Raw genomic sequence first — 12,468 nt, forward strand, 5'->3', positions numbered from 1 at the left:
TTAAAAAGTCGTCATCCTCAAGAGCGAGGAACGAGCGAGTTGGGGAGCTTCTACAACAGATGAAAACAAAAAAGGTTGACGAATTTCGTCAACCTTTTTGTTAGTAGATAGGTAAGGCTAGAAACAACTAACCCTTTCGTATCTCGTATCTCGTATCTCGTATCTCGTATCTTCTTAAAGCTTACGTAGACCAGTGAGTGCTCTCTCTAGCCTTTTTTCCATTGGAGCCGAGATATCCATCTTCTCTTCGCTACCTGGGTGGGTAAACTTAATATTGGCAGCATGTAAGAACAAACGATTCAATCCTACTTTACCCGTGTAAGCATCAAAACGACGATCACCGTAACGGTCATCCCAAGCAATTGGGTGGCCAGTATACTGGGCGTGTACTCGAATTTGGTGCGTACGGCCGGTAATTGGGCTTGCCTGAACTAACGTCGCATCTTGGAATTTTTCCAAAACCTTAAAACGAGTTTCAGAAGCCTTACCATTCGGGTTAACGCGAACAATGCTGTTTACTTCATTTTTCAATAAAGGGGCATTAACCACTTTACAGCTGTTCTTCCATTCGCCCATCACTAAAGCGAAGTAGTATTTTTGAACCGTTTTTTCACGGAACTGTGCTTGAAGGTGTCTTAGCGCCGAGCGCTTCTTAGCAACAAGCAAAATGCCAGACGTATCTCTATCAATACGGTGCACTAATTCAAGAAAACGAGCATCAGGGCGAAGTGCACGCAATGCTTCAATCGCGCCAAACTTTAGCCCACTACCACCATGAACAGCAGTGCCAGACGGTTTATTAAGAATCAGCATGTGATCATCTTCATAAATGATGCACTGTTCTAATTCAGAAACCTTATTGAGTTTCGTGCTTGGCACGTTCTCTTCTGTTTTCTCTTCAATAGTGACTGGCGGGATACGAACTAAATCACCTGCTTTTAGTTTGTATTCAGCCTTGATGCGTTTTTTGTTTACGCGGACTTCGCCTTTACGCACGATTCGGTAAATCATGCTTTTCGGGATGTTTTTTAATTGGTTGCGTAAGAAGTTATCAATACGCTGACCAGCCATATCTTCGTCAATGTCGACAAATTGGACTTGGGTTCTAATTTCGCTCATTGGGCCATTGTATCACTGTCACTTTTGATAATTGAGATTTTCTTAACCCTATTCTGAACTTATTTATCTATAATCCCTGCCGATCTATCCCTAAAAGGTCATTGAAGTTCTATATTTCTTTGATTCTTCGAACAAAAAAGCACCAAGCTTCCTGCAAATTAAAATATCAATTGATAAATTATTTATAGACAGTGAGTTAGAGCTATCAAAACCCAAACAAAAACTGTTTTTTTTACCGCATTACGACAAAGCAGATTGCTGTGTTTACCGACCACTGCTATAGTTCACAGCTGCTATCAATGGATTGACTAATATTTAAACAGCTAACCATTCATAAGCAAGTAAATGAGTAGATGACTCAGATTAGACAGTGCTGCAATCGGCGTAAGACACGGTCAACTGAGTTCCTTATCGCTCTACTCACGTACACTCATGTTGAGTATTCACCGCCACATCGCGGATCATAGGCTAACTCCCTATGATGACTGACGTGCCCCAGAGCATCCCTACTCCAGCCGGGAGGCTGCACCGATAAAGCCATGGGATCTGGCACCATGAGAAACGAATAAAGCGATAAGACCAATGATGAAAATAAGAAAAGACAATGAGAATTTCTAAATGAAAAGAATGTTAATTAACGCAACTCAAAAAGAAGAGTTGCGTGTCGCTTTGGTTGATGGCCAGCGACTGTTCGATCTAGATATCGAAAGTCCAGGTCACGAGTCAAAGAAAGCGAATATCTACAAAGGACGTATTACCCGTATTGAACCAAGCCTAGAAGCGGCATTTGTTGATTACGGCGCAGAACGTCACGGTTTCCTCCCTCTTAAAGAAATTGCCCGCGAATACTTCCCTGAAGGTTATACATACCAAGGCCGTCCTAGCATTAAAGAAGTGCTAAGAGAAGGACAAGAAGTAATCGTACAAGTTGAGAAAGAAGAACGTGGTAGCAAAGGCGCTGCACTGACAACTTTCATCTCTTTGGCGGGTAGTTACTTAGTTCTTATGCCTAATAACCCTCGTGCTGGCGGTATTTCTCGTCGTATCGAAGGTGATGAACGCACTCAACTGAAAGCAGCATTAAGCACTCTTGAGCTTCCTCAAGGCATGGGCTTAATCGTGCGTACAGCAGGTGTTGGCAAAAGTGCAGAAGAGCTAGAGTGGGACTTGAACGTTCTATTGAATCACTGGGGCGCTATTAAGCAAGCTTCTGATTCAAATGCAGCTCCTTTCCTTATTCACCAAGAAAGTAACGTTATCGTTCGTGCGATTCGTGACTATCTACGTCGTGATATTGGCGAGATTCTAATCGACAGCAATACTATTTTTGAACGTGCACAAGCGCACATTCAATTAATACGCCCAGATTTCATGAATCGCGTTAAGAAATACGATGGTGAAGTGCCACTATTTAGCCATTACCAGATTGAAAGCCAGATCGAATCAGCTTTCCAACGTGAAGTTCGTCTTCCGTCTGGTGGTTCTATCGTGATCGACCCAACAGAAGCTCTAACTTCTATCGATATCAACTCTGCTCGTGCAACAAAGGGCAGCGATATTGAAGAAACAGCGCTAAACACTAACCTAGAAGCAGCCGATGAAATTGCACGTCAATTACGTCTACGTGACCTAGGTGGTCTTGTTGTTATCGACTTCATCGATATGACTCCGGTTCGCCACCAACGCGAAGTTGAAAGCCGTCTACGTGATGCCGTTCGTTTAGATCGTGCACGTGTTCAGATTGGTCGTATTTCTCGCTTTGGTCTTCTAGAGATGTCTCGTCAACGTTTGAGCCCATCACTAGCAGAAGCAAGCCACCACATTTGTCCTCGTTGTACAGGTACTGGTGTTGTTCGTGATAACGAATCTCTAGCACTTTCTGTTCTACGTTTGATTGAAGAAGAAGCTCTGAAAGACAACACAGCACAAGTACTTGCTGTTGTGCCTGTTCCAATCGCCTCTTACCTTCTGAACGAAAAACGTCGCTCAGTAAACCACATCGAGAAGAACCAAGAAGTTAAGATCACTGTTGTTCCTAACTCTGACATGGAAACACCACACTTTGAGGTTATCCGTGTTCGTGAAGGTGAAGAGTTCGATCTACTCTCTTACTTGCTGCCTACCAAGCTAGAAGCTTTAAAAGAAGCAGAAAGCAAAGAACCAGTAGAACAGACTATTCGTCCTAAGAAGATCGAAGAGCCTGCTCTGAAAGGTTTCGCGGCTCCAGCTCAATCAGCACCTACTCCTGCACCAGCTCCTAAAGCTGTTGAAGAGAAGAAAGTTGAACCAGCTGCAACGCAAGAACCTAGCCTAATTGGTCGTTTCTTCAAAGCTATCGGTAGCTTCTTATTTGGCTCTTCAACTCAAGAAGAGAAGAAAGAAGAAGAGAAGCAAGAAGAAAAACCTAAGAACAATCGCAACAACGGTAACCGTCAACGCCGTGATCGTAACGACAACCGCCGTCGTAACCAACGTGGTGACCGTGGTGACCGTGGCGAACAACGTAACGAGCGTGGTGACCGTAGCGAACAACGTAACGAACGTGGCGACAATCGCAACGAAAACCGTGATAACAAACGCCGTCGTAAACCTGTACGTGATGAGAAACCTGAAGAGCAAAAAGAAGCAGCTCCACAGCAAACTCGTCAGCCTCGTAAGCCTAAGCAAGATCGTCGCAATAAGCCACGTGATGAGCAGAAGCAACAAGAAGAGCAAGTACCATCTAAATTAGCAGAAGAAGGTCTACAGCTAGCGGCAGAAGCTCAAGCTGATAAACCAGAAGCGCCAAAGGCGAAGCCTGAAGCAAAAGCTGTGAAAATTAAAGAGCGTCGTCAACGTCGTAAGCTGAACAAACTAGTTCGAGTTAAAGACCAGCAAGCTCAAGCAGAAGCTGACAACAATGCCGATAACGCTTCAAAAGAGCAAAAGGCACAAACAGCAAATCACGAACAAGCTGTGGCTCAAGAGCAAAAAGTTGTGGAACAAGTAGAAGCAACTCAAGTAAATGCTGAGCAAACAGAACAGGAAGAGCCGAAGCAACGTCGTAACCGTCGTTCTCCACGTCACCTACGTGCAAGTGGTCAACGTCGTCGTCGCGGTCGCGATCGTCGCCCTAACCCATTCCGCCTACGTAAAGGTGGTGTAGCTTCTCCTGAGATGGCTATGGGTAAAGTGATGCCTCGCTTCATTCCAAAACCTCACCACAATCAGACAAAACCTGAAGTGGCGGAAATGGACGTTGCTGTTGAAGCTCAAGTTGCTACTGAAACTCAAGTTGCGGCTCAAGCTCCAGAGCAAAATACAGCTCAAGAGAATGCACCTCAAAGCAACGTAGTGATGGCTGGCGGTTTTGCTTGTCCTGAATTAGCTATGGGTAAAGTAATCATCTCTCGTGAAGACGCAGTTGTTGCTGAAGAAACTCGCTCTGAAGCTCAGGTAACTGAAGCTCCTGTAGTCGTTGAAGAAGCACCAGTGGTCGTTGAAACTGAGAAAGTTGAAGCTCCAGTGATTGTAGAAGCGACGAAAGTCGAAGCGGCTGTTGCAGTAGAAGAGACAACACCAGTTGTTGAAGCTGAAGCACCTAAAGCTGAAAGTGCAAAAGTTGAAGAAGCGCCTGTTGTAAAAGCAGAAGCTCCTCAAGTTGCACCAAAAGCAACGGTTGCTAAGAAGCAAGCAGGCTCACCAATGACTAAAGCTCCTGGTCCACAAGAGATCAAAGAGATTGAAGTTGTTGCAGCTCCGTTCCGCGCTGAGCGTTTTGTACCGAAAGGTGCAGGTAGTCAGGCAGCGTCGAACCAAGCTGGCGCAGGTATGACTAAGCCAAACTACTAGCGATTACTGATAGATAATCACAAGTAAATAGAATCAAAGGCTGCTTATTAAAGCAGCCTTTTTCATATCTACTAATCGAATAAAAATTAACAGATATATTACTCAAAGTTAGGTTCAACCTTGAACTTAGTCACATTTTTGGGTAGCATTCGCGCACTTATCTTTTCGACACTTCGCTATTGCCGCTCTTTTCCATCACTGTTTGGCTACGCAATACACTCGTGTCGGTAAATCCATTTTTAGCATAGCTGAGCAAACATGTTCGAATTCCCACAATTTTCAAAGCACTCTGTAAAGAATGACGTGCTTTCAGGTCTTACAGTAGCCCTAGCTCTGGTACCTGAAGCCGTAGCATTCGCCTTTGTTGCTGGCGTTGACCCAATGGTTGGTCTTTACGCAGCATTCATCGTAGGTTTAATCACTTCCGTTTTCGGTGGTCGTCCAGGTATGATTTCTGGTGCAACTGGCGCAATGGCCGTTGTAATGGTGAGCCTAGTGGCAACCCATGGCGTTCAATACCTATTCGCAGCCGTTATGCTGGCTGGCCTTCTGCAAATTGCAGCGGGTGTATTCAAGTTAGGTAAATTTATCCGTATCGTTCCACACCCAGTAATGATTGGTTTCGTGAACGGTTTGGCAATTGTGATCTTCCTAGCTCAGCTTGGTCAATTTAAAGCGCCAGACGTAACGGGTGCATTAACTTGGTTACCAAGCGGCCAAATGACACTGATGTTAGGCCTAGTCGCACTCACTATGGGTATCATCCACTTCCTACCTAAGCTAACAACAGCAGTACCATCTTCATTGGTTGCTATTGTAACGGTAACGGCTTTGGTTGTAGGCCTTGATCTTGAAACTCGTACTGTTGTTGACTTCCTACGTACTATGTCTGGTGACGAAGCCGCTACGCTAGCGGGCTCTCTACCAACGTTCTCTATTCCTGCAGTTCCGTTTTCTTTCGAGACACTTCAGATCATCCTGCCATACGCAATTATCCTTGCAGCTATCGGCCTGATCGAGTCTCTACTGACACTAACGGTACTAGACGAAATGACAAACACTCGTGGCCAATCTAACCGTGAATGTGTTGGTCAAGGTATGGCTAACGTAACGTGTTCTGTATTCGGTGCGATGGGTGGTTGTGCGATGATCGGTCAATCGATGATCAACGTAAACTCAGGCGGTCGTGGTCGTCTTTCAGGTATCGTAGCGGCAGTTGCACTACTGATGTTCATCCTGTTTGGTTCTGCACTGATTGAAATGATTCCTCTAGCAGCACTTGTGGGCGTAATGTTCATGGTTGTTATCGGTACGTTTGAATGGGCAACCTTCAAGCTTGCGCGTCGCGTTCCTAAGCAAGATTTCTTCGTTATCGTTCTGGTTACCGTGGTAACAGTACTAACGGACCTTGCGGTCGCTGTTGGTGTAGGTGTTGTTGCTTCGGCACTAATGTTCGCATGGCAACATGCTAAACACATCTACGCAGACAAATCAGTTAACGCTGAAGGCTCTAAAGAGTACAAAGTTAACGGCCCAATCTTCTTTGGTTCAACCGCTAACTTCCTTGAATTGTTTGACGCATACAACGATCCACAAGATGTTATCGTTGATTTCGCCAACTCACGCGTAACAGACCACTCTGCAATTGAAGCGATCGACACGATTGCTGACCGTTACGCGGCGCTAGGTAAAACACTTCACCTTCGCCACCTAAGCCAAGACTGTGTTGCTATGCTGCACAAAGCCGGTAGCTTAGTTGAAGCGAACGTTGCAGAAGACCCAATCTACAAAGTAATGTCTAAGTAAGCTTAGTCATGGCTTAAAGCTAGATTTAGAAAGGCCGACATTCGATGTCGGCCTTTTTTATATCGATGAACCTTGATACTTTATCGCCCAACCAAGAACACAGCCTCTACGCTACATTGAACGCAGTATCGCTTCGCTAGACTCTTCGATTAAATCCAACACCAACTCAAAGCCATTTCCCTCACCATAATAAGGATCCGGTATCTCTTGATATTGTGACTCTCCAAAGCTCAAGAATAGCGCAAGTTTGTATTGAAGGTGGGCTGGGCACTGATTCGTTAAATCATCTAAATTCGCCTGATCTGCCGCGAGGATCAGGTCAAATTCTTCGAAGTCATTATCAACCACTTTACGAGAAGTAATCCCCTTAAAGCTGTAACCTCGCTTCTCTCCTGCAGTTTTGGAACGCGAGTCTGGCGGGTTGCCTTGATGAAAACCAATCGTCCCTGCAGAGTCGACCACAACGTCAATATCCAGTTGTTGCGCTTTCTTCCTTAGCACCGCTTCACCTGTTGGCGAACGGCAAATATTCCCCATACAAACTACGAGTATCTTTTTCATCCCTAATCACCTGTTCTTCCGATGGTTTTTGCTATCGTTAAGTTAGGCTATGATAGGCGCAATCACAACTTAAAAGGATTTGTTATGTCGACCGAAGACAACAAAGAACAACGCCATAAAGCAAGACAACAGAAAGTAAAAGAACAAGTTGATGCGCGAGTGGCTGCAGCACAAGAAGTGAAAGGCTTATTGTTGGTTATTACTGGTAACGGTAAAGGAAAATCAACATCCGGTTTTGGTACCATTACACGTGCCGTTGGTCATGGTAAGAAATGTGCCGTTGCACAATTTGTTAAAGGGACTTGGGATAACGGCGAAAAGAACGTTCTTCAAAAACTGGATGTGGAATTCCAAGTCATGGGAACCGGCTTCACTTGGGAAACCCAAGACAAAACAAAAGATATTGAAGCCGCACAACGTATCTGGAAAGAATGTCAGCGCATGCTAGCCGATGAGTCGATTGACGTAATTCTGTTTGATGAGCTGACTTATATGGTGAGCTATGGCTATATCGAACTGGATGAAGTGGTAGAAGCTCTGAATAACCGTCCTAAAATGCAGTCAGTAATCATTACTGGCCGTGGCGCGCACCGTACTCTTACAGAGATGGCGGATACGGTATCTGAAGTTCGTAACGTGAAACACGCTTTCGAATCAGGTGTGAAAGCGCTTCAAGGCGTTGACTGGTAATCGCATTCAACTAGAGATCCCCGACTCGGTCATTCTTCCCTCTCGAGGATGACGACTCTTCAGTGTTACTCCCCTAAATAAAGGACGAGCACCGATCGTCATTCCCTAGAACGAGGGACGAGTCTCATAGGGAATCTCTTTGCTTACTAAGCCCGGATAATAATCAGCATCCAAAAAAAAGCGCTATTCCTACAGTAGGAATGGCGCTTCTTTTATATGCGAGTTAGGCAAAGATTAGTTAAAGAAACCTTTCAACAAACCGTCAACCGCTTCTTTGGTCTTCTCGTCTTTGATCTTATCCGTTAGCTTATTCACGCCACGGTCGATCTCTTTTTGTGCTTTTTGCTTCAACACATCATCAAAAACAAGCGCAAATTTCGGGTCAGCCCATTGGCCTGTTACCTTAATTGGGATGGTCACATCTTTCAGGTCATCAATGTTCTTACCGCCCTGACCTTCAAGCGAACCAACAATCGATGTACGAACAAGGAAGTCGACCGTTTCATTAATGAAGTTTGCTTTACCTTGACCTGTCACGCGTAGCAGTGGTGACTGTGCCGATAAGTCGTTCGTTGAAACCCAACCTTTGTCGACCTTCAGTGTCGCTTTCATTGCACTGAAGTCCGTTTTTTGAGCTTCATTTGTGCTTTCAACTTTTTCGCCTTTGATCTTAGCGTAGTTTTCTCGAATCAGTTGAGCAACGTTGATGCCATTAACAGCACCATCTTCAAAGTTAATCACGATAGTACCGACTAGGTTCTTCTTGATTCCTGTTGGCGTCAGGCTCTTACCTTTAACGTTAACATCGATATTACCCGTGCCTTCCAGCATGTCGTTGTTCGCTACATCAATCAGTAACGGTTGAACCTTCACGCCTCTAATTTTCTTCTTAGCCTTGTAAGTCGCTGGTGTTTTACGAGCGTCTAGCTTAGCGGTCGCAGAAATAGAACCTTGGTAAAGATTCGATGTGAATGAGGTTAGCTCTGCGATACCACGGTTAACCGAAAATGCCGTTTTAACATTCTGCATCTTCGCGTTGTTCGCCTTGAACTTATCAATTGTGATATCACCTTTCACGTCTAACGTTTTCAGAGCCGACAGATCAGGTTCCACTTCTTTAGCAGGAGCTGAACTACCAGAGTTTGACGTTGAGCCACCAGCAGAACCAGAAGGAGCTGTGCTCGCTGTTTCTGTTGTATTGCCTAAGCCTAAGAACTCGTCCAAGTCGATATTCGGGCTATGAAGAGAGAAACGAACCTTTGGTATTTCAGATAGGGTTACGTCGGCTTTACCGTCTAAAGCAATAGCGTTAGCTTGTAGCTTCTCTAACACAAAGCTCAGGTGGCTCTTATTAAGATCGAAGCTTAAATCAGACAGCATGTCGACTTTCATTGGAGACTGAGGAAGCGTGTCGCCTTTGAATGTTGAGTCTAACGTTAATTTGTTCAGCGTTACTTTTGAAATCGCGCTATCGACGGTAAGTTCACCGCCACCTTTAAGATCAAGGTCAAGGCCAGCCGCATTACCGATTACAGCGTAAGTCAGTTGGTTTACCTTATCGAACTCAAACGTATTCAAACCAATCTTTGCTGACTCAATCGACGTTGCTGGATCATTAAACTTAGCGTTTAGGTCAATATTACGCAGTGCGTAACTTGCGAAGCCTTCCGCTAATTTGAATTCAGCACTGCCGTTTGCAGAGAACTTCTGTTGATTGTTTTCACCAGAAGCCGCAAACGTCGCGGTTGTCCATGTATCAACGGCAAACTCAGAAAGGTTCAAAGACACATCGTATAGCTTAGTGAATGAACCAGCTTGTTTGTCGTCCATCTCAAACAATGCATTTGAAACAGTGACGCCTGCAAGGTTGATCGTCCAACCAGATGCGTCTGTAGCACTTTGCTCTTGAGGCGCAGGTGTTGATTCAGAACTTGCGCCGGCTACAGGCTCAGACTCTTGAGGAGCTGATGCTTGCGTTAGCGCGTCGATATTCTTACGACCATCTTTAAGCGTTTCTAAATAGAATTCTGCACCATCTAGAGTAATGTTGCCGATCTCTAGTTGGTTGCTAAATAGCGGGGTAACCGAAACATCAACGCCAACGGTATCAACCTTAAACAGGTTTGGTTGGGTGAATCCTTCAGGGTTACGTAATTCAGTTTGACCAAGTTCGAAGCCAATAGATGGGAAGAATTGCCAGCTGATATCGCCCTCGATCACGAGCTCTAGGCCTGTGTGTTTTTGGGCTTGTTCGACAATTAATGGCTTAAATTGGTTAGGGTTCACTAACAGCACTAGTGCCAGAATTGCTGCAACGACAACAAACACTGGTACAGCTATGAAAATGAGTAGTTTCTTCATCCGCATATTCCTTGCTTAGATTCCAAAAGAAAGTGGCACTATAAAAGTGCCACTGATTCGGTAAAAAATAAAGCTAAGTGAGTCACTTAGGCAAATTTTTATTCGATTAAGACTTCAACAACTTCGCAATGTGCGCTTTTAGCACGTCAATCGCAATACGGTTTTTACCACCACGAGGAACAATGATGTCTGCATGTTGTTTTGAAGGCTCGATAAACTGCATGAACATTGGACGTACTGTTTCTTGATATTGCTTAAGTACCGTGTCCATTGTACGACCACGTTCTTCTACATCACGTTTAACACGGCGTAGTAGACAAATATCTAACGGTGTATCCATAAACACGCTTGCGTGCATTAGTTTACGAAGACGCGGGTCTGTTAGAAGCAGAATACCTTCTAAAATGATCACTTTCTTAGGTGTAAGTGTAGTCGTTTCAGAAGTACGTGTGTGTTCTGTGTAGCTGTATTCAGGAACTTCTACCGCATTGCCACTCATTAGCTGCTGTAGGTGTTCACATAATAGATCATGATCCAGTGCATTTGGGTGATCGTAGTTAGTTTTAACACGCTCTTCCATACTCAAGTGGCTTTGGTCGCTGTAGTAGCAATCTTCCGTGATAACACCAATTTGATGGTCGCCTACTTTCTCGCGCAACTCATTATAAATTGTACTAGCAATCAGACTTTTTCCTGATGCTGAAGCGCCAGCGATACCTACGATGACACATTGATTATTATCAGACATTAATTTTGCACCCGATATGGTTTGGTGGTGGGAAGAGATAAACCGCCTGATTATAGGGGCTAAACAACATAGATTCTAGTCGCCATTCTAGCTAATTGCAGTCAAATTGATGTTATCTATACATTAAATGAATACAATCGTTTGCTTTAGAATAACTGGCGTACAACTATTTGCACAAATCCAATGACTATTTAGCCAAATCCAAAAACTATTTATCTCACCCAAATATTATTTATACTGCTTTAGGGCTGATCTACTCTAATCAACCATAGAAAAGTTGATCGCTTCCGGTCTTGCTTTTCCCGTCCAGAACATTTTCGCAGCCACATTTTCAGCCAATTCTAAGTAATGACGAGTGTGTTCGCTGTCCGGGCGACGTATAACCGTTGGGCAACCCGCGTCGATGTCTTCTCGTACATCAATATGAAGTGGAATTTGCGCCAAAATATCGAGGAAGAACTCTTCCGACATGGCTTCTGCACCACCAGCACCGAAGATATGCTCTTTTTCGCCACAATGACTACAAATATGGTAGCTCATGTTTTCCACTAAGCCTGCAACTGGCACGCTCACTTTATCGAACATCGCCACACCTTTACGTGCATCGGCTAAAGCCAAGTCTTGAGGAGTCGTCACCACTACCGCGCCCGTTACTGGGATCTGTTGCGACAACGTTAGCTGAATATCACCCGTGCCCGGTGGCATGTCGATAACAAGGTAATCTAAATCAGGCCATACGGTTTCGTTAACAAGCTGACCTAAAGCCTTCGCAGCCATAGGGCCACGCCAGATTGCAGCATCATCTTTCGACACAAGATAGCCAATAGAATGAGTGAAAATGCCATGCGCCTCGATTGGTATCATCCATTTGTTGTTCTGTACTTCTGGCTTTGCATCCAGCTGACCGAGCATCATAGGCACAGATGGACCATAGATATCCGCATCCAACAAGCCCACTTTTGAACCTGACTTAGATAATGCAAGCGCAAGGTTTACCGAAGTTGTCGATTTGCCCACCCCACCCTTTGCCGACGTCACGGCGATAATGTTCTTAACGCCTTTCAATGGTGTTGCGACTGTAGTTTCCAGCGCAGACGGCTTCACTTTTACTTCGAACTGAAAAGCGCTGACAAGCTGTTGTTCAATCTGGGAGTGGATCCACTGTTCCAGTTCAACCGCGAGCTGATTAGCTGCAAAAGGCAAGGTAATGACAAATGACCCACGAGGATCAACCGATACAATATTTTGGTGTAGCGCCCACTCTGGGATGAGGATTGGTGACTCGAACTCATTCAACCATGAACAGAAATCTTGCTTAGAAGTAAAGTTACGCATTGGGGCTCCTTTTTTTA

Annotated in this window: 8 protein-coding genes; 3 read left to right on the plus strand and 5 right to left on the minus strand. The window is 44.7% G+C overall.

Annotated elements, in window-relative coordinates:
* Window positions 1–174: 174 nt before the first annotated feature.
* The gene (gene rluC, locus OCU90_RS11915; protein WP_017078123.1) at window positions 175–1,119 is read right to left on the minus strand and encodes a 23S rRNA pseudouridine(955/2504/2580) synthase RluC; all 945 of its coding nucleotides are present in this window, start codon (window positions 1,117–1,119) and stop codon (window positions 175–177) included.
* Between the two features lie 618 nt (window positions 1,120–1,737).
* On the opposite strand from rluC, the gene rne reads away from it, so the two are divergent.
* A complete protein-coding gene (gene rne, locus OCU90_RS11920; RefSeq protein ID WP_061021863.1) occupies window positions 1,738–4,950 on the plus strand; it encodes a ribonuclease E in 3,213 nt (1,070 codons plus the stop codon).
* 258 nt (window positions 4,951–5,208) lie between these two features.
* The gene (locus tag OCU90_RS11925) at window positions 5,209–6,756 is read left to right on the plus strand and encodes a SulP family inorganic anion transporter (protein ID WP_004733998.1); all 1,548 of its coding nucleotides are present in this window, start codon (window positions 5,209–5,211) and stop codon (window positions 6,754–6,756) included.
* A gap of 111 nt (window positions 6,757–6,867) precedes the next feature.
* Here the strand turns inward: OCU90_RS11925 and OCU90_RS11930 are convergent, their stop codons facing one another.
* Window positions 6,868–7,317: a low molecular weight protein-tyrosine-phosphatase gene (locus OCU90_RS11930; RefSeq protein WP_061021864.1), complete on the minus strand. Its 450-nt coding sequence runs from the start codon at window positions 7,315–7,317 to the stop codon at window positions 6,868–6,870.
* A gap of 84 nt (window positions 7,318–7,401) precedes the next feature.
* Here OCU90_RS11930 and cobO point away from each other — a divergent pair, with 84 nt between their 5' ends.
* On the plus strand, window positions 7,402–8,007 hold the full coding sequence (gene cobO / locus OCU90_RS11935) for a cob(I)yrinic acid a,c-diamide adenosyltransferase (RefSeq protein WP_029224603.1): 606 nt from the start codon (window positions 7,402–7,404) through the stop codon (window positions 8,005–8,007).
* 234 nt (window positions 8,008–8,241) lie between these two features.
* On the opposite strand, the gene OCU90_RS11940 is transcribed toward cobO, so the two are convergent.
* The 3 genes from OCU90_RS11940 to apbC form a co-directional block, all read right to left on the minus strand.
* Window positions 8,242–10,368, minus strand: a complete 2,127-nt coding sequence (locus OCU90_RS11940; RefSeq protein ID WP_061021866.1) for an AsmA family protein — start codon at window positions 10,366–10,368, stop codon at window positions 8,242–8,244.
* A 106-nt stretch (window positions 10,369–10,474) separates the two neighbouring features.
* Window positions 10,475–11,116 carry a uridine kinase gene (gene udk / locus OCU90_RS11945; RefSeq protein ID WP_004734002.1) on the minus strand — a complete coding sequence of 214 codons (642 nt, stop codon included), beginning with the start codon at window positions 11,114–11,116 and terminating at the stop codon, window positions 10,475–10,477.
* A gap of 258 nt (window positions 11,117–11,374) precedes the next feature.
* Window positions 11,375–12,451, minus strand: coding sequence for an iron-sulfur cluster carrier protein ApbC (gene apbC / locus OCU90_RS11950; RefSeq protein ID WP_004734003.1), 1,077 nt, complete (start codon window positions 12,449–12,451; stop codon window positions 11,375–11,377).
* Window positions 12,452–12,468 lie beyond the last annotated feature (17 nt).

This window comes from Vibrio splendidus (assembly GCF_024347615.1).
GTDB lineage: Bacteria > Pseudomonadota > Gammaproteobacteria > Enterobacterales > Vibrionaceae > Vibrio > Vibrio splendidus.